Source organism: Maricaulis salignorans, from assembly GCF_900103475.1.
GTDB lineage: Bacteria > Pseudomonadota > Alphaproteobacteria > Caulobacterales > Maricaulaceae > Maricaulis > Maricaulis salignorans.
In genome coordinates this window covers 1-16,269 of record NZ_FNHG01000017.1, presented here as the reverse complement: position 1 = coordinate 16,269, position 16,269 = coordinate 1, and the positions used below count along the sequence as shown (strand labels likewise).

General features: G+C 62.6%; 19 protein-coding genes and 1 tRNA gene. 13 read left to right on the top strand and 7 right to left on the bottom strand.

Going from position 1 to position 16,269, the window contains the following annotated elements:
• Positions 1–69: 69 nt before the first annotated feature.
• Positions 70–915, bottom strand: coding sequence for a CPBP family intramembrane glutamic endopeptidase (locus BLT42_RS12080; protein WP_091771149.1), 846 nt, complete (start codon positions 913–915; stop codon positions 70–72).
• Between the two features lie 343 nt (positions 916–1,258).
• On the opposite strand from BLT42_RS12080, the gene BLT42_RS12075 reads away from it, so the two are divergent.
• Positions 1,259–1,588 carry a GIY-YIG nuclease family protein gene (locus BLT42_RS12075; protein WP_091771148.1) on the top strand — a complete coding sequence of 110 codons (330 nt, stop codon included), beginning with the start codon at positions 1,259–1,261 and terminating at the stop codon, positions 1,586–1,588.
• A 240-nt stretch (positions 1,589–1,828) separates the two neighbouring features.
• Here the strand turns inward: BLT42_RS12075 and polA are convergent, their stop codons facing one another.
• Positions 1,829–4,615: a DNA polymerase I gene (gene polA, locus BLT42_RS12070; protein ID WP_091771147.1), complete on the bottom strand. Its 2,787-nt coding sequence runs from the start codon at positions 4,613–4,615 to the stop codon at positions 1,829–1,831.
• A gap of 156 nt (positions 4,616–4,771) precedes the next feature.
• Between polA and BLT42_RS12065 the strand changes: the two genes are divergently transcribed.
• The gene (locus tag BLT42_RS12065; RefSeq protein WP_091771146.1) at positions 4,772–5,041 is read left to right on the top strand and encodes a type II toxin-antitoxin system ParD family antitoxin; all 270 of its coding nucleotides are present in this window, start codon (positions 4,772–4,774) and stop codon (positions 5,039–5,041) included.
• Positions 5,038–5,322, top strand: a complete 285-nt coding sequence (locus BLT42_RS12060) for a type II toxin-antitoxin system RelE/ParE family toxin (protein ID WP_091771145.1) — start codon at positions 5,038–5,040, stop codon at positions 5,320–5,322. Before BLT42_RS12065 ends, BLT42_RS12060 begins: the two co-directional genes overlap by 4 nt.
• A gap of 3 nt (positions 5,323–5,325) precedes the next feature.
• Here BLT42_RS12060 and BLT42_RS12055 read toward each other — a convergent pair whose 3' ends face one another.
• Together BLT42_RS12055 and BLT42_RS12050 are read right to left on the bottom strand one after the other, a co-directional pair.
• On the bottom strand, positions 5,326–6,861 hold the full coding sequence (locus BLT42_RS12055; protein WP_091771143.1) for an SLC13 family permease: 1,536 nt from the start codon (positions 6,859–6,861) through the stop codon (positions 5,326–5,328).
• A 48-nt stretch (positions 6,862–6,909) separates the two neighbouring features.
• A complete protein-coding gene (locus BLT42_RS12050) occupies positions 6,910–7,107 on the bottom strand; it encodes a zinc-finger domain-containing protein (protein WP_091771141.1) in 198 nt (65 codons plus the stop codon).
• 78 nt (positions 7,108–7,185) lie between these two features.
• Here BLT42_RS12050 and BLT42_RS12045 point away from each other — a divergent pair, with 78 nt between their 5' ends.
• The 7 genes from BLT42_RS12045 (at position 7,186) to BLT42_RS12015 (ending at position 12,776) form a co-directional block, all read left to right on the top strand.
• A complete protein-coding gene (locus BLT42_RS12045; RefSeq protein ID WP_091771139.1) occupies positions 7,186–8,145 on the top strand; it encodes an ABC transporter ATP-binding protein in 960 nt (319 codons plus the stop codon).
• 89 nt (positions 8,146–8,234) lie between these two features.
• A complete protein-coding gene (locus tag BLT42_RS12040) occupies positions 8,235–8,576 on the top strand; it encodes a hypothetical protein (protein WP_091771137.1) in 342 nt (113 codons plus the stop codon).
• A gap of 62 nt (positions 8,577–8,638) precedes the next feature.
• Positions 8,639–8,715 (top strand) — tRNA-Arg (locus BLT42_RS12035).
• Between the two features lie 199 nt (positions 8,716–8,914).
• A complete protein-coding gene (locus tag BLT42_RS12030) occupies positions 8,915–9,490 on the top strand; it encodes a TetR/AcrR family transcriptional regulator (RefSeq protein ID WP_091771136.1) in 576 nt (191 codons plus the stop codon).
• Between the two features lie 4 nt (positions 9,491–9,494).
• Complete coding sequence (locus BLT42_RS12025; protein WP_091771134.1) at positions 9,495–10,565, top strand: NAD-dependent epimerase/dehydratase family protein; 1,071 nt, start codon at positions 9,495–9,497, stop codon at positions 10,563–10,565.
• Positions 10,566–10,633: 68 nt separating this feature from the next.
• Positions 10,634–11,200 carry a putative pterin-binding protein gene (locus BLT42_RS12020; protein ID WP_091771131.1) on the top strand — a complete coding sequence of 189 codons (567 nt, stop codon included), beginning with the start codon at positions 10,634–10,636 and terminating at the stop codon, positions 11,198–11,200.
• A gap of 88 nt (positions 11,201–11,288) precedes the next feature.
• A complete protein-coding gene (locus BLT42_RS12015; RefSeq protein ID WP_091771129.1) occupies positions 11,289–12,776 on the top strand; it encodes an alanine/glycine:cation symporter family protein in 1,488 nt (495 codons plus the stop codon).
• Between the two features lie 60 nt (positions 12,777–12,836).
• Here the strand turns inward: BLT42_RS12015 and BLT42_RS12010 are convergent, their stop codons facing one another.
• Positions 12,837–13,160 (bottom strand): VanZ family protein, encoded by a 324-nt coding sequence (locus BLT42_RS12010; RefSeq protein WP_091771127.1) that lies wholly within the window; start codon positions 13,158–13,160, stop codon positions 12,837–12,839.
• Between the two features lie 85 nt (positions 13,161–13,245).
• On the opposite strand from BLT42_RS12010, the gene bioB reads away from it, so the two are divergent.
• The gene (gene bioB, locus BLT42_RS12005) at positions 13,246–14,238 is read left to right on the top strand and encodes a biotin synthase BioB (protein WP_091771125.1); all 993 of its coding nucleotides are present in this window, start codon (positions 13,246–13,248) and stop codon (positions 14,236–14,238) included.
• On the opposite strand, the gene BLT42_RS12000 is transcribed toward bioB, so the two are convergent.
• Positions 14,239–14,511, bottom strand: coding sequence for a histidine kinase (locus tag BLT42_RS12000; protein WP_091771123.1), 273 nt, complete (start codon positions 14,509–14,511; stop codon positions 14,239–14,241). It lies immediately after the preceding gene.
• Between the two features lie 98 nt (positions 14,512–14,609).
• On the opposite strand from BLT42_RS12000, the gene BLT42_RS11995 reads away from it, so the two are divergent.
• Positions 14,610–14,906: a 4a-hydroxytetrahydrobiopterin dehydratase gene (locus BLT42_RS11995; protein WP_091771121.1), complete on the top strand. Its 297-nt coding sequence runs from the start codon at positions 14,610–14,612 to the stop codon at positions 14,904–14,906.
• A 56-nt stretch (positions 14,907–14,962) separates the two neighbouring features.
• On the opposite strand, the gene BLT42_RS11990 is transcribed toward BLT42_RS11995, so the two are convergent.
• Positions 14,963–15,439, bottom strand: coding sequence for a Tat pathway signal protein (locus BLT42_RS11990; protein ID WP_143024135.1), 477 nt, complete (start codon positions 15,437–15,439; stop codon positions 14,963–14,965).
• 302 nt (positions 15,440–15,741) lie between these two features.
• Between BLT42_RS11990 and BLT42_RS11985 the strand changes: the two genes are divergently transcribed.
• A complete protein-coding gene (locus BLT42_RS11985) occupies positions 15,742–16,161 on the top strand; it encodes a response regulator (protein WP_091771117.1) in 420 nt (139 codons plus the stop codon).
• Positions 16,162–16,269 lie beyond the last annotated feature (108 nt).

Below are 16,269 nucleotides of genomic sequence, written 5' to 3'. Positions count from 1 at the left end.
TGGCTGTCCGCCTGCCACTGGCCCGGCGTCAGCCTGCCACAGGTCTGCCATTCAGGGCGTGCGGGTTGGCTATAGTCCCTCCGCTTTCGCCTTGCGCCAGAAAATCACGGCCAGAACCAGCGTCACCGCCGGCATCATCAACCCGTATTCGCCGGCCCAGAGCGCCGTATTGCCGGCATCGCTGGTGAGCGGATTGAACAATTTGTCGAAATAGACATTGTGGGCGGCGTGGAAGCAGACGGCCGGCCACAGGCTGCCCGATTTGAAGGTGAAATAGGTCATCATCACCGACATTGAGCAAATCATCACGGTGAAGGCCGACATTTGCAGCCAGGCCTCGCCGCCGCCGTAAAACACCACGATCGGCCAGTGCCAGAAGGCCCAGATGACGCCGCTGAACAGGGCGACGGCGCCGAACGGCATCACCTTGCGCAATTCCCAGACGAAAAAGCCGCGCCAGCCAATTTCCTCGCCGATAATCGTGCTCGCCGCGCGGATACAGCCAATCGTGCCGATCAACACCACCATCACCGCGATCAGCACCGGCGTTGAGACCTCCAGCCCCGTCTCGCCGGCCCATTCGGCGAGGGTTTCCGGATCGGGAAAGCCACCCAGCCCGAGGCCCCAGATCAGCCCGTAGGCGATCGCGACATAGAGAATGGGCGTTGCGAAGGCGCCCAGATTGAAGCGCCACTTGCCCCATCGCCATGGCAGCGAGGACAACTTGCGCCCGCGGATCGCCAGCGTCGCAAACGCCGCCAGCGCCGGACACCACATCAGGGGGCCGACATAGAGGCTGGTCGGGTTGAGATTGACGATGGCGTAGTGGAAGACGGCGCTCAGCCCGGTGACGATGACAAGGAAAATCGCAATCGTGGTCCAGGCCTTACGGCGCTCTGTGCTGTCGGTGCTCATGCTGCGTCTCCCCGCGCTGATGATCGGGGCGGTTTAGGCCCGGGAGTGGTAGTGCGATAGCGGGAAGGTTTCGGGCGGCGTCCCGGGTCCTCCCCCGCCTATAAGACCATACCCTTGTCATCCCCGACGGATGCCCCCGACTTGATCGGGGGCGCAGATCGGGGACCCAGACGCTCAGGTTTCTCACGCGGGCCGCCGCGCTTGCCGCTGGGTCGGCGAGATTGTGTCGGGCCTTGTGCTTCAAGCGATCAATGTCGGGCGTCTGGGTCCCTGATCTGCACCCCGCATTCGCGGGGTATTCGTCAGGGATGACAAAAATTGCTATTCCCGCTAAAATTGTAATATACTCTACTTCGTCTATCTGCTCGCCTCGGGTCGGCATGGCACGCTCTATTGTGGCGTCACGAATAATCTGGTGCGGCAAGTGTTCGAACACAAAACGGCTCAGGTGCCCGGTTTCACCAAAAAATACCGGGTGGAACGGCTTGTCTGGTGGGAAGCCCATGAGGATATCAACGTGGCGATCACGCGGGAAAAACGCATCAAGCGCTGGCGGCGTGACTGGAAGACGACGATGATCGAACGTGAGAACCCGGACTGGATCGATCTGTTTGCCAGTATCGGTGGGACCGAGCCGGCCGGTCTCGCGCCGCTGCACCTCCGTAACTGGTAAATTCACCACCCGTTGTCATCCCCGACGGATGCCCCCGACTTGGTCGGGGGCGCAGATCGGGGACCCAGACGCTCAGGTTTCTGAGGCCGGGCTCTGTGTGTGTCGCCGGGGCGGGGAGATTGTGTCGCGCCGTATACTTGAAGCGATCAACGTCAGGCGTCTGGGTCCCTGATCTGCGCCCCGCATGCGCGGGGCACCCGTCAGGGATGACAACCGTATGTAATTTATGGGTTCAGGTATTCAGTGCGCCTCGCCCCAGGTCTTCCCCGCATTGGCATCCACATCCAGCGGCACGCTGAGCTCCAGCGCCGGCCGGCAGGCCTCGCTCATCACCTTCTTGGACAAAGCAATCATGTCCTCAGCCTGACCTTCGGGCACTTCGAAGATGAGTTCGTCGTGGACCTGGAGCAGCATGCGGGCGTCGAGTTTGGCGCGCTGGATGGCGTCGGGCATGCGGATCATGGCGCGGCGGATGATGTCGGCGGCGGCGCCCTGTAGCGGGGCGTTGATGGCCTGGCGTTCGGCGAACTGGCGCATATTCGGGTTCTTCTCGGCAATGCCGGGGAAGTGGCAGCGGCGGCCGAAAATGGTCTCGACATAGCCCCTGGCTTTCACCTCATCCTTCATCTTGTCCATATAGGCCATGATGCCGGGGAATTTCTCGAAATAGGCATTGATGAAATTCTTGGCCTCTTCACGTGAAACATCGATCTGCTTGGCGAGGCCGAAGGCGGAAATGCCGTAGATGACGCCGAAATTGATCGCCTTGGCCTTGCGCCGCACCATCGGATCCATGCCCTCTACGGCCACGCCAAACACTTCCGAGGCCGTCATGGCGTGGATATCGGCGCCGTGGCGGAAGGCGTCTTTCAGCGTGTCGACATTGGCGATCTCGGCCAGCAGGCGCAACTCGATCTGGGAATAATCGGCCGCGACCAGGACATTGCCCGGCTCGGCGATGAAGACCTCGCGGATGCGGCGGCCTTCCTCGGTGCGTATCGGGATATTCTGCAGATTGGGCTCGTTGGAGGAGAGACGGCCCGTCGTCGTCGCCGCCAGCGAGAAGGAGGTGTGGACGCGGCCGGTCTTGGGATTGATCGCGGCGAAGAGGGCGTCGGCATAGGTCGATTTCAGCTTGGCGAATTGCCGGTATTCCAGCAGCGCCACCGGAAGGGCATGGCCCTCGGCGGCGAGATCGTCGAGCATGGCGGCATCGGTCGACCAGGCACCGGTCTTGGTTTTTTTGCCACCGGGCAGGCCCATCTCGTCAAACAGGATCTCGCCCAATTGCTTGGGGCTGGCGACATTGAAATTGCGCCCGGCCGCCTCATGGGCCGCGGCCTCGGCACCGGCCATTTTCTGGGCGAATTCCGAGGACAGGCGTTTGAGCTGGTCAGGATCGACCTTGATGCCGCAATTTTCCATCGCCGACAGCACGGCCGGCATGGGGCGTTCCAGGGTTTCGTAGACGGTGGATTTCTTCTTGGCGACCATGGCGGGTTTGAGGATCTCCCACAGGCGCAGGGTCACATCGGCGTCTTCGGCGGCGTATTCCGTCGCCTTGTCGAGCGGTACCTTGTCGAAGCTGATCTGGTTCTTGCCCGAGCCGCACACCTCCTTGAAGGGGACGCAGGTGTGGCCGAGATGCATTTCGGCGAGCGCGTCCATGCCATGGCCGTGCAGGCCGGCATCCATCACATAGGAGATCAGCATGGTGTCGTCGATCGGCGCGACATCGATGCCATAGCGGGTCAGCACGCCGAGATCATATTTGAAATTCTGGCCGATCTTGAGGACCGCGGGGGACTCAAACAGCGGTTTGAGCGCCGCGAGCGCCGCCTCCATGGGCAATTGCTCCGGTGCCTTGCCGGTGTCGAACATATCGCCGGTCGCCGCCGGATCGATATGGGCGAGCGGGATATAGCAGGCCTTGCCGGGCGCCGTCGCCATGGAGATGCCGACCAGACCGGCGGCATTGGAGGAGAGGGCATCGGTCTCGGTGTCAACGGCGATGACGCCGGCGGTATAGGAGCGCTCGATCCAGTCCTGGAGCTGCGCCATGGTGGTGACGCACTCATATTGCGAACGGTCAATCGGGGCGGTCGCCGAACCGGTCTCGTCGGCGGCAGGCCCGCCCAGCGTTTCTTCCACCTTGCGGGTAAAGGTGCGGAATTCCATCTTTTTCAGGAAGGCGACCAGCGGCTCGGCGTCGGGATCGGTGATGCCGAATTCATCGAGCTGGGCATTGAGCGGGCTGTCGCAATCGAGCGTCACCAGCTGGCGCGACATACGCGCATCATCGGCATGGGCGATGAGTTTCTCGCGGCGGGCATTCTGCTTGATCTCGCCGGCGCGCTCCAGCAGCGTGTCGAGATCGCCATATTCATTGATCAATAGCGCCGCCGTCTTGACGCCGATGCCGGGCACGCCGGGCACATTATCGGCGCTGTCGCCGGCCAGGGCCTGGACATCGATCACCCGCTCGGGCCCGACGCCGAATTTCTCGAACACACCGTCGGCATCGATGCGTTTGTTTTTCATCGTGTCGAACAGGGTGATGCGGTCGGAGACCAGCTGCATCAGATCCTTGTCCGAGGAGATAATCGAGACGCGCGCGCCCTTGGCCTCGGCCTGGCGGGCATAGGTGGCGATCAGATCGTCGGCCTCGAAATTCTCGACTTCGACTGAAGGCGTGCCGAAGGCGCGCGTCGCTTCGCGGATCAGGGCGAATTGCGGCACCAGATCCTCCGGTGCCGGCGGGCGGTGGGCCTTGTAGAGCGGATAGAGGTCATTGCGGAAGGTCTTGCCGGAATGGTCGAAAATCACTGCCAGATGGGTCGGTTTCTCGCCGTGATTGATGTCTTCGAGCAGTTTCCACAGCATGTTGCAGAAACCCTGCACCGCCCCGACCGGCGTTCCGTCGGAGCGGGTCAGTGGCGGCAGCGCATGATAGGCGCGGAAAATATAGCCCGATCCGTCGATCAGATAGACATGGCTGGAGGCATCGACAGGTCTTTGAACGGCCATGGGAGAATCCTCGGGATTTCGATTTGGCGCAGACTAGCGCGGAGCGCGGCGCAGGTCATGGGGGAGTTGCGGCGGGTCATGCCATCCACGCGGCCATTCCGGGAGTGGGCGATTTGTGATAATAATTATCATCCCGATCAGCAGGAGTGCCCCGCCATGCCCAGCAGCTATTCTCTCGGTCCGCGTTTTGAAGCTCTGATGGCCGAGCTGGTCAAATCCGGCCGCTATAATTCCAAGAGCGAAATCCTGCGCGACGGGTTGCGCATGGTCGAGGAAAGAGAGGCGAAATTTCTCTCCGAGCTGGAGGAATTGCGCGAGGCGGTGCGGCTGGGGTCAGAGAGTGGGCCGGGGATACCTGTCGAGGAGGTGTTTGAACGGCTCACGGCCAAGTATGAGCAGATGGCCAAGGATCAGGGTTTGCTGTGAAACTGGTCTTCTCGGATAGGGCCGTGGCGGACCTCGAGGAAATCGGCGACTATGTCGCGCTCGACAATCCGCTGAGAGCGATGAGTTTTATCGCAGAGCTTCGGAGCGCTTGCGCCCGACTATCGGCCTTCCCGGAAGCGGCTCCCCTCCGGCCCGAACTGGGCGAGGGGTTGCGCGGCCAGCCGCATGGCCAATACCTGATTTTCTATCGTATCGCCGATGGTGTCATGCGCATCGAACGCATTCTGCAGGGCAATCGCCTCTTCCCTGAAGCCGATTGACTCCTAACCCCCGAACCCCAACTGCCCCGCCACAATCCCGATCGCCGTGATGATCAGGATGGCCGCGATGTTGAGCCGGAAGCCGGCCTTGATCATCTGGCCCTGGGTGACGGCGCCGGAGGCGTAGACGATGGCGTTGGGTGCTGTTGCGACCGGGAGCATGAAGGCAGTCGAGGCGGCAATCGCGACCGGCAGGACGAGCTGTTCCGGGGGCACGCCGGCGCTTATCGCGAGCACGCCGAGTACGGGCAGGAAGGCGGTCGTGGTCGCGACATTCGAGGTCAGCTCGGTCAGGAAGACGACCGTGGCGACCATCACCAGGATGAGCAGCGGGATCGGCCAGTCGGAGACGAAGGAGAGCTGGCCGCCGAGCCAGTCTGCCAGACCGGTCGATGACAGCGCTGCCGCCAGCGAGAGGCCGCCGCCAAACAGAATGACGACATTCCAGGGCAGGCGGGCGAGTCCGTCCCAATTCATCAGGGCTTCGCCGCGCGCCTCACCCTTGGCGCCGGCCGGGATCAGGAAAGTGGCCAGGGCGCCCATGACGGCGATCTGGGTATCCGTCATCTGGACCGCGACCGGAATGCCCAGCCTGTCGGTGAGCCCGGCGAGCAGCGGGTTCCAGCCCCAGTTCCAGCCCTCGCCGGAAAAGAAGGGTGTCCAGGTCAGAAGTTCGGCCGGCAGGGAGCGGCCCATCCATAACAGGGCGACGGTGCCAAACAGGGTGGCGACGCGGATTTCCGGGATCGTCATCCTGCCGAGGCCGGTCAGTTCGCGCTGCACCATGTCTTCAGCGGCATCGCTTTCGCGCGCGCCCTTGAGATTGAAAGCCAGGCGCGTCAGCACGAACCAGCCGACCGGGATCATCAGCAGCACGGCCGGCAGGCCCATGCCCATCCAGGTCGCGAAATCGAGCGAATGGCCGAATTCATTGCGCAGATAGCCGATGGCGATGAGATTGGTCGGCGTGCCGACCGGCGTGCCCATACCGCCAATCGAGGCCGCATAAGCCACGCCGAGCGCCAGCGCCGGAGCAAAGTATTTCGAGCTGACGCCCTCGCGCTCGACCTCCTGCGCCACGCGCAGGGCAATCGGGATCATCATCAGCGTGGTGGCGGTATTGGAGATCCACATCGACAGCAGGGCCGAGGCGAGCATGAAGCCGCCGATCAGGGCTGCCGGATGGCCACCGAATTTGGCGACGATATTGAGCGCGATGCGGGTGTGGAGATTCCATTTTTCGATCGACAGGGCGACGATGAAACCGCCCAGCAACAGCATGACAATCGGGCTGGCATAGGGTGCGGTGGCGCCGCCGGTCGTGGTGATGCCGAGCAGGGGGAAAATGGCGATCGGGATCAGCGCCGTGGCGGCAATGGGTATCGCCTCGGTCGCCCACCAGCTGGCCATCAGCAGGCCGAGCGAGGCGAGCAGCCAGGCTTCGCGGCTGAGCCCGTCGGGCAGGGGAATGAATTGCAGGCCGATGGCGAGGGCGATCCCGGTGATCAGACCGATTCTCTGGCTCGACATCATGGACATGCAGCGCCTCCCCAGACGGTCAGGTCTCAGCCCTGCGGCCGCAAATGATCAGGCTTTCGGGTCTTGCGCCGACCCTGCCTTGACGAAACGCCGGTCGCAATAGGGGCATTCGACGAAATCATCCTGGCCCATTTCCAGGAAAACCCGTGGATGTCCCAGCGCGCCGCCGCCGCCATCGCAGGCGATGCGGTGGCCGGTGATCGTGATGAATTCGGACGGTGGAATCGTGTTTGCGGCGTCGGCCATGCGTTAGCCCTCATGGACAGGGGATAGGAGGATGCCTAGTTATGGCCTTCCCCCGCTGGCCGTCAATTCCGAGGCGACATGTCCGACACAATAAAACTGCCCGAATATGCGCTTGAAGCGACCGATTTGCGCAAAACCTATCGCGGAGGCGGCAAGGCTCCGGACAAGGAAGCGCTCAGGGGAATCGACCTCAAGGTCAAGCGGGGCTCATTCTTTGGCCTGCTTGGACCCAATGGTGCCGGCAAATCCACCTTCATCAATATCTTTGCCGGCCTGACCAACAAGACCAGCGGTACGGCGCGGACCTGGGGCGTTGATATCGACCAGGACAGCCGCGCCGCACGCGCGGCCATCGGGGTCGTGCCGCAGGAAATCAGCGCTGACGTGTTTTTCACGCCCTATGAGACGCTGGAATTGATGGCCGGTTTCTATGGCGTGCCGAAAAAGGAACGCCGCACCGACGAGCTGCTTGAAGTGCTCGGCCTGACCGACAAGCGCGATGCCTATGTGCGCCAATTGTCCGGCGGTATGAAACGCCGTCTCCTGGTCGCCAAGGCGATGGTGCACACACCGCCCGTCCTGGTGCTCGACGAGCCGACCGCCGGCGTCGATATCGAATTGCGCCGCCAGCTCTGGGATTTCGTGCGCGAGCTGCATGCCAGGGGCACCACCATCGTGTTGACGACGCACTATCTCGAGGAAGCCCAGGAATTGTGCGACGAGATCGCCATTATCGATCATGGCAAGGTGATCGCCTGCGAACCCAAGGAAACCCTGCTCAAGCGCATGGATCGCAAGACGCTGGTCATCACGCCCGGCGAAGCGCTGCCGGCCGTGCCCGCCTCGCTCGATGGTCTTGATGCCGAAATCCGGCCCGATGGTTCGCTGGCGATCTCCTACCGCTTTGGCGAAGTCTCCGTCGCGGAGATGATCGAGCGCTTCCACGCCAGTGGTGCCCGCATCGCCGATTTGCGGACCGAGGAAGCGGATCTGGAAGATGTCTTCCTGTCGCTGACCTATAATCGCGAGGACGCCTAGGCCGGCATCGCCGCTTTTTCGGCATGTTTCCCGCCGATAGTGTACGGGACGGGCCGCTGCGTCCGCCGAACAGGGAGGCATAGACGATCATGAAAGTAGTCCGGCAGGCTTTCGCGCTCCTGGTCGCGGCACCGCTATTTGTCTTCCTGTCCTGGTTTTTCGGCATTTTCATGCACCCGCAGGGCGCGGTCGGTGCCGGCTTCGCCCTGGTGCTGATTCTGGGCAGTGCGATCATGGCGCTGCTGACCTATCGCTGGCTCGCCCGGCCCGGCCCGAAACTCTATTTCCGCAATCGCGGCGTCGACGGCGTCGATTCCGGTGTCGGCATCGGCATGATGGGGCTCGGCCAGCATGACAGCGCCGGCCGCCGCCGCGACGATCATGCCAGCGACCATTTCGGCGATCTCGGATCGGGCGGGGATGGCGACTGAATCCGCTCCGCGCTACGAGATTGCGCCCGGCAAGCGCATCGGGTAAGCCTGCCAAATAGTGCGCACCCGTAGCTCAGCTGGATAGAGCGCTGCCCTCCGAAGGCAGAGGTCATGAGTTCGAATCTCGTCGGGTGCACCATTTCCCTGATCCTTGTTTGAGACGTCACGCCGGACGCGCTTTGCGGGTTGCCGGCAGATCCCGGTCTCCTCGCGTTGCAGAGCGGCCGCCCGCTCGATGGATGCCTCGACCGTAACCCCAAAGAAATCTCCCGGCCCCGTGGTCCTGTCTGAAGACGGTGTCGGGTTGACTGATTAGTCAGTCAGATCTAGTTTGCCCCATGATCGACAAACGCGCTAAGCTGATCGAGACCGCTATCCGCCTGTTTCACGAGCGCGGTTTCTGGGACACGCCGACGGCCCTGATTGCTCGCGAGGCCGGTGTCGCCAATGGGACATTGTTCAATTATTTCCCGTCCAAGGCGGCGCTGGTCGAGGCGGTCTATCTCAGCCTGAAACAGTCATGGGCGACGCATTTGCAGGCTGCAGCACCGCCATCGGGCAAAGTTCATGACCGGCTGGCGGGTTACTGGACCGGTGCGATCGACTGGGCCCGGACCCATCCGGATCGCTATGCGCTGTTGGGGCAATTGAAACTGTCCGATGAGATTGGCGACGGTGCGCGGGCCCACGGAATCGACATGTTTGGAGCGACGCTGGAACTGATCGGCGAGGCGATGACGGGCGGCGTGATCCGTCCGGTTGACCCGGCCCTGCTCAAGGCGCTCGCGGAAGCCCAGATCGGCGCCGCGATCGACTTTCTGCTCGCCCATCCCGCTGCCCCCGCCGACGATATTGCCCGCACCAGTTTCGGGATTTTCTGGCGCGGGATTGCCCTCACCCCAAGTGGAGACTGAGCTCATGACGCAGATCAATCCGCAGGCCCCGATCATGGTCACCGGCGCCACCGGCTATCTCGCCGGCGTCATCGTCAGGCAATTGCTCGAGGCGGGCCATACCGTCCACGCCACCGTGCGCAATCCCGACAATGCCGAGGGGCTCAAATATCTCAATGCCGTCGCCGCCGGCACGCCAGGCCAGATCCGGTATTTCAGGGCCGACTTGATGGATGCAGCCTCTTTCGAGGCGCCAATGGCCGGCTGTGAACTGGTGATCCACACCGCCTCGCCCTTCACGCTCAACGTCACGGATCCGCAAACCGAACTCGTTGACCCGGCCGTCAATGGTGTGCGCAATGTCCTCAATGCTGCCAATGCGACGCCGACGGTCAGGCGCGTGGTGATGACATCGAGCTGCGCCGCGATCTACAGCACCAATGCCGATATCAGGCACATGCCGGAAAAAATGCTGACGGAGGCCGAGTGGAATACGAGCTCGAGCTTGACCGAGGAGCCGTATGCCTATTCCAAGACTCTGGCAGAAAAAGAGGGTTGGGCCATCGCCGGCGCCCAGGATCGCTGGGACCTGATTGCGATCAACCCGTCCTTCATTCTAGGACCCGGTATCAATCCGCACACCAGCGGCGAGAGCTATGCGATCATGATGCAGTTCGGCACCGGCGCCATGGCCAATGGGGTGCCCAATTTCCGCATCGGCATGGTCGATGTCCGCGAGGTCGCGGCGGCCCACATCAAGGCCGGTTTCACGCCGGAGGCGAGCGGGCGCTATATCCTGTCGGCCCATGATTCCGGCTTTCCCGAGATGGCCGCGGCGCTGCGGGCGCATTATGGCGACCAGTTCAGGATCGCGGACAAGCGCATGCCGAAATTCGTCGTCTGGCTGTTCGGCCCGATCATCAATCCGGCCCTGACCCGCAAACGCGTCAGAGAAAGTGTCGATATCGATTTCCACGCCGACAATTCCAGAAGCGTGCGTGAGCTCGGGATCGAATATCGGCCGATGGCGGCGTCGGTGGTCGAGCTGTTCCAGCAATTGATTGATGCCGGGCGGTTGATCCCGAACAAGGGCTAGCCGCCACGCCTTGCGCGGGGCGAACGCCGGACTAGACTGCGGTCTCACCGCAGAATGGAGAGTTGGCGATGCGCCGAATGTTGATTTTGGCTGCCGTGTTGCTGGGCGTCGCCGCCTGCCAGCCACCGACGCCCGGCAGCGATGAGGCCAGTGGGGATATCCTCACTGTGTATGGCGAGATCGGTACGGTGGACCGCGGTCCGGTAGATCCGGTGACCGAACCGCTGTTTGGCGCCTTCGGCATGGAATTCGACGCGGCCTGCCTGTTCAACTGGGCCAGCCTGACCACGCTCGAGCAACATCTGATCGAAACCGATTTCCCGCTTGGCGGTCCGGTCCGCCGCTTTTCCGGCCCCCTCCTGCGCGATGTGCTCGCGATCGCGAACCCGCGCGGGGACAGGCTGATCGTGACTGCGCTCGATGGCTATCAGCGCGAGATCGAGCTGGATCGCGTGCTCCAGCATGACGTCATTCTCGCCCTGCGGATGGACGGGCAACCGCTGGGGATAGGCGGTTTTGGCCCCGCCATGCTGGTCTGGCCGCGGGGCAGCGATCCGGCGCTGGCCGACATGCCTGATGATGACTGGCTCTGGGGCGTGTTTGCAATCGAGCTTGTCTCTGCAGCGTCGCAATAGGCCGGTCCTGCGCTGTGGCCGCACAAAACCTGTTCCAATCCGTCCCACTCCTGCCTAATGTGCCGCAAAGCAGAAATCGGGGAAGATTATGCAAGATGTGACTGGGGCTGCTGACGCAGCGACGACACTTGATGTCGTCACGGGGTATGTGGATTTCGTAAATGGCATGGTGTGGGGTCCGCCCATGCTGATCCTGCTGCTGGGCACCGGCATCTATCTGACTGTGGGTCTGGGCTTCATGCCGCTGCGCAAGATCGGCTTCGCCTTTGGCGAGCTGATGAAGGGCCGCAAGTCCGAAGGTGAGGGTGATGTCACCCCGTTCGGTGCCCTGATGACCGCGCTGTCATCGACCATCGGCACCGGCAATATCGCCGGCGTGGCCGTGGCCATCGCCATTGGCGGGCCGGGCGCCCTGTTCTGGATGTGGATGACGGCCCTGGTCGGCATGGCCACCAAATATTCCGAAGGCGTGCTGGCGGTGAAATTCCGCGAAGTGGACGCCGATGGCCGCCGCGTCGGCGGGCCGATGTATTATATCAAGAACGGTATGGGCAAGAGCTGGGTCTGGCTTGGCGGCCTGTTCGCCCTGTTCGGCGTCATGGCGGGTCTTGGAACCGGTAATGCGATCCAGACCGTTGAGGTCGTTCGCACGATCGGTGACACCTATGGCGTTGAATACTGGATCACCGGCGCTGTGATCGCTGTGCTGGCCGGCCTGGTGATCCTGGGCGGGATCAAGCGGATCGCCAGTGTTGCCGAGAAAATCGTTCCGGCGATGGCCATCACCTATATCGCTGTCGGCCTCGTCGTTGTCGCTCTCAATTACACCGTCATTCCGGAAGCCTTCATCCGTATCTTCTCCAACGCTTTCGGCTTTGGCGCGGCAGCGGGCGGCTTCTCCGGTGCCTTGATCATGCTGGCCATGCAGCGCGGCGTTGCCCGCGGTATCTTCTCCAACGAAGCGGGTCAGGGTTCGGCGCCAATCGCTCACGCGGCGGCACAGAATAATGATCCGGTCGACCAGGGCATTATCGCCATGCTCGGCACCTTCATCGATACCATCATGGTGTGTACGATCACCGGTCTGGCCATCCTGACCTCGGGCGTGATCCCGGCGGAATGCGATGCCGGCCTGTTCGCCCTCGGTGGCAGTTCACCGGAGATCTGCGAGACCGGCGCCCGCATCACCAGTGATGCCTTTGCCTCGGCCCTGCCGGGCTTCGGGCAGCACTTTGTTGCTGCGGCGCTGGCCCTGTTCGCCTTCACGACCATTCTGGGCTGGTCCTATTATGGCGAGCGTTGTGCGGAGTATCTGCTCGGCGAGAAAGTCGTCACGCCATTCCGCTGGTTGTGGATCGCGATGATCATGGCTGCGACCATGCTGCTCTATGCGGGCGATAACATCACCGAGCTGATGAACACTATCTGGCTGACGACGGATACTCTGACCGGACTGATGGCAGCACCAAATCTGGTGGCCCTGCTGGCCCTGTCCCCCTTGGTCTTCAAGATGACCAAGGAGTATTTCGCCAAGCTGGAAGCGGCCAAGGCCGAGGCTGCGTCCTCCGCCGAATAGGCCTGGACCTGTGACTGTGAGAGGGCCCCGCTTCGGCGGGGCCTTTTTCATGTCGGGATGTCAGCGCGGTGCGTGGCGGGTGATCAGGTGGGCGAAAACCAGGCCCAGACTGATGCCGATCAGGTCGGCGACAAAATCCGCGGCCGAAGCGGTGCGACCGAAAATCGTCGATCCCTGCACCAGCTCGATGCCAATACCGTAAGACAGCAGAAAGATCGATGTGAGCCAGACCCGCCGCGGCCACCCCATGCGCGCCAGGACGGTGAGCCCGAAGAAGGCCAGCAAATGTTCAATCTTGTCAGGGCCAAACAGCTCGGGCGGCGTCGGCAGGCCGGGTTGCAGCGCCAGATCCGTGATCAGCAATCCGGTGGTCACAAACAGCACACGACCGGCCCAGCGCAGTCCCGCATCTGGACGCGCGGCTCCACTGTTTCTAGGGTCGCCGGAATTGTTTCGGGACTGATGATCCATGACCACATTACTCAATGATATCGACCGCCTCTTGCAAGCCCGTTCCGACTGGACGCGTGCTGAAGCTGCGGAAATCTACCGCGCCCCGTTTAACGACCTGGTCTTCACAGCCCAGTCTGTGCACAGACGGTGCCATGTCGCCAACCAGGTCCAGACCAGCCAGCTTCTGTCGATCAAGACCGGCGGTTGCGCCGAGGATTGTGGTTATTGCAGCCAGTCGGCGCATTTCGACACGGGTCTGAGCGCGTCCAAACTGATGCCGCTCGACGAAGTGCTGGTCGCTGCCGAACGCGCCAAGGCCGGCGGCGCGACGCGCTTCTGCATGGGCGCCGCCTGGCGCTCGCTGAAGCCGCGCGATGAGGAGAAGGTTTGCGCCATGATTTCCGGCGTCAAGGCGATGGGCATGGAGACCTGTGTCACGCTCGGCATGCTCGATGATGGTCAGGCCGAGAAGCTTCGCGATGCCGGGCTGGACTATTACAACCATAATCTCGATACCGCGCCGGAAGATTATGGCCGGGTGATCTCGACGCGGACCTATCAGGACAGGCTCGACACCCTGGCCCAGGTGCGCGGTGCGGGCATTCATGTCTGTACCGGCGGCATTGTCGGCATGGGCGAGAGCGAGGATGCGCGCATCGGTCTGCTGACCGAGCTCGCCATCATGTCGCCGCAGCCGGAAAGCGTGCCGATCAACCATCTTGTCGCCGTGCCGGGCACGCCGCTGGGTGACAGCAAGCCGCTCGACGGGATCGATTTTGTGCGGACCATTGCGACGGCCCGCATCATGATGCCGAAATCCTTCGTGCGGCTGTCGGCCGGGCGTGAGGAGATGAGCCGTGAACTGCACGCGCTCTGCTTCCTGGCCGGGGCCAATTCAATCTTTGTCGGCGAGGAATTGCTGACCACGCCCAATCCGGACCAGCATGATGACATGGCGATGTTCAAGGCGCTCGGTTTGCAGGCCTCGACCTTGCCGGCAGCGGAGTAATCAGCCTTCGCCAATGCGTGGCGGGCCACCCTTCATCGTCTGCGACGGTCCGAAGGCCCGGTCGAGCAGGGCTGTGGAGTCCATGGCCAGTTCGATTGCATCGGAGACATGCTGCAGGATGGCCATGTTATTGGCCATTACTTCCAGGGCTTCAGGTCGCAAATCGCTGGAGATCTTGGTGCAGCGGGTGAGGATGTCAGCGCGCAGCTCAACCAGGATGTCCTCGAGCTTGCGCCCGTCGGGATTGTCCTCGGATACGAGAAAATGGGTCATGCCCTTGCTCCATGCATCGGTTTGACCGGTAATATGCTCGCAAGAGAGTTAAATTTCGCCTCACGCGCGATTGCGCTGCCAATGGATGGAGCCAGGCAATGACGACACCGACCACGGGCCAGAGTGTAGGCGCCGCCGCCGCAGCAACGCAGCTGGAAGGCTGGGCGCCGGTCGAGGGCAAGGATGCGATCCACAAATCCTACCGTTTTGCCGATTTCAATGAAGCCTGGGGCTTCATGGCCCGCGTGGCGATCCGGGCCGAGGTGATGAATCACCATCCCGAATGGTTCAATGTCTGGAACCGGGTCGATGTGACCTTGACCACTCATGACGCCGGCGGCGTCACGACGCTCGATCTGGAACTGGCGCGTTTCATGGATTCGATTGCCGGGTGATTGCAGATCCAGGGCCTGATCTCGGGCTTGCCGTGACCCTCAAGGATTGGGGCGGCTCAGTCGGAATTGACAATCACCATGCCGATCAGAACGCGGGCGCCATCCGTGCCCAGCGTCATGTCGGTGGCGTCCTGCAGCAGCTGGGCGATCCGGTCCGCATCGGGCACGGCGCCATAGCGGTAATTGACGCCGGTATAGACGCTCAGCGCGGTGACATAGGCATTGCGCAGCCGCGGCATGGCCTGCTCCACCTGGCGGCGAAGCCGGGAATCTTCCACCTCGAGCCCCGCCTCAATCTGTAGATTGCCGCGGGCGCGATAATTCGCCTGCACCGTCGCCATCAGGGGCGGCAGGGGCAGGTAATTGTCTGACGATGTCACGCTGCGATGCCGGCTGTCCTCGGCCGGAGCCGCGTCGCCACCACCGCCACCACCGCTTTTCGCAAGCGCCATCTCGCCTGGGGCCAGCATCAGGCCAAGCGCCAGGCCGAGGGTCAGCACGGATCGTATCGGAAGTGCGGTTGAATGTTTCATGCCTGCACCCTAGCGCAAGACCGGTAAAAGAAGCGTTCGCGCACGGCTCAACCGCGCACCTCACGCCCCCCGGCTCCAAAAAGGGGCCCGAAACTATTGAATATTTTGCGCCCTCCGTGATCGCGGTCATGGGCAGGTCAGGATGTTTTATGTTGCTGTCCTGCCCGAGCCAGTTGCGCGGATTCCTGATGCGCCGGTCAACCGGCAGGGTCGTCCTTGTGACGGCCTGCCCACAGCCCCGCCCGCAAGGGCCGCTTGACGAGTTACGGCCCGCCGGGCCTGCCGGATGGAGTGCAAGAGCAATGAAGCGCATCCTGCTGGTTGAAGATCATGAAGCCGACTCCGCCGAGATAAAGGCGGCGTTCGAGCGGTTTTCGCTCGATGTCCAGCTTGAGCACGCCCGCTCGACCCAGCTGGCGTGGGAGATGATGCAATGCTGGGCCATGGCACCAGGCGGCCGGCGGCCGGCCTGCGTCCTGCTGGGGCAATTGACCGGACCGCGTGACGGCCTCTGGCTGCTGGAGCGAATGCAGGAAGACCGGCGGTTTCGTCAATTGCCGGTGATTGCGCTCTCACGCGAAGCCGGCATGTCGGAACGCGCGCGCGTCTTCTCTAATGTGGTCGGCGCCCTGGAGAGACCGGTCGATGAACTGGCCTGGCGCCGCGTCATCAGCTCCGTCGCCCGCATCAGCCAGGCCCTGCCCGATCTGGCCGGCGCATAGGCCGGCGTCGCGCGCGAGCGCCAAGTCCGGTGATGTACGGGGAAACGGGGTGTCCGCCTGCGCCTCTGGCTTCGGCGGGACATCCTTCGCTCGGAAGAGTGTCGGGCC

Bases quoted from the DNA above. Each gene is read 5' to 3' on its own strand.
- BLT42_RS12040 (WP_091771137.1), top strand. From the start codon at position 8,235: ATGAAAGTAGTCCGGCAGGCTTTCGCGCTCCTGGTCGCGGCACCGCTA.
- BLT42_RS12065 (WP_091771146.1), top strand. From the start codon at position 4,772: ATGCCCAGCAGCTATTCTCTCGGTCCGCGTTTTGAAGCTCTGATGGCC.
- BLT42_RS11995 (WP_091771121.1), top strand. From the start codon at position 14,610: ATGACGACACCGACCACGGGCCAGAGTGTAGGCGCCGCCGCCGCAGCA.
- BLT42_RS12025 (WP_091771134.1), top strand. From the start codon at position 9,495: ATGACGCAGATCAATCCGCAGGCCCCGATCATGGTCACCGGCGCCACC.
- polA (WP_091771147.1), bottom strand. From the start codon at position 4,615: ATGGCCGTTCAAAGACCTGTCGATGCCTCCAGCCATGTCTATCTGATC.
- BLT42_RS12000 (WP_091771123.1), bottom strand. From the start codon at position 14,511: ATGACCCATTTTCTCGTATCCGAGGACAATCCCGACGGGCGCAAGCTC.
- BLT42_RS12020 (WP_091771131.1), top strand. From the start codon at position 10,634: ATGCGCCGAATGTTGATTTTGGCTGCCGTGTTGCTGGGCGTCGCCGCC.
- BLT42_RS12030 (WP_091771136.1), top strand. From the start codon at position 8,915: ATGATCGACAAACGCGCTAAGCTGATCGAGACCGCTATCCGCCTGTTT.
- BLT42_RS11990 (WP_143024135.1), bottom strand. From the start codon at position 15,439: ATGAAACATTCAACCGCACTTCCGATACGATCCGTGCTGACCCTCGGC.
- BLT42_RS12055 (WP_091771143.1), bottom strand. From the start codon at position 6,861: ATGTCCATGATGTCGAGCCAGAGAATCGGTCTGATCACCGGGATCGCC.
- BLT42_RS12050 (WP_091771141.1), bottom strand. From the start codon at position 7,107: ATGGCCGACGCCGCAAACACGATTCCACCGTCCGAATTCATCACGATC.
- bioB (WP_091771125.1), top strand. From the start codon at position 13,246: ATGACCACATTACTCAATGATATCGACCGCCTCTTGCAAGCCCGTTCC.
- BLT42_RS12080 (WP_091771149.1), bottom strand. From the start codon at position 915: ATGAGCACCGACAGCACAGAGCGCCGTAAGGCCTGGACCACGATTGCG.
- BLT42_RS11985 (WP_091771117.1), top strand. From the start codon at position 15,742: ATGAAGCGCATCCTGCTGGTTGAAGATCATGAAGCCGACTCCGCCGAG.
- BLT42_RS12045 (WP_091771139.1), top strand. From the start codon at position 7,186: ATGTCCGACACAATAAAACTGCCCGAATATGCGCTTGAAGCGACCGAT.
- BLT42_RS12015 (WP_091771129.1), top strand. From the start codon at position 11,289: ATGCAAGATGTGACTGGGGCTGCTGACGCAGCGACGACACTTGATGTC.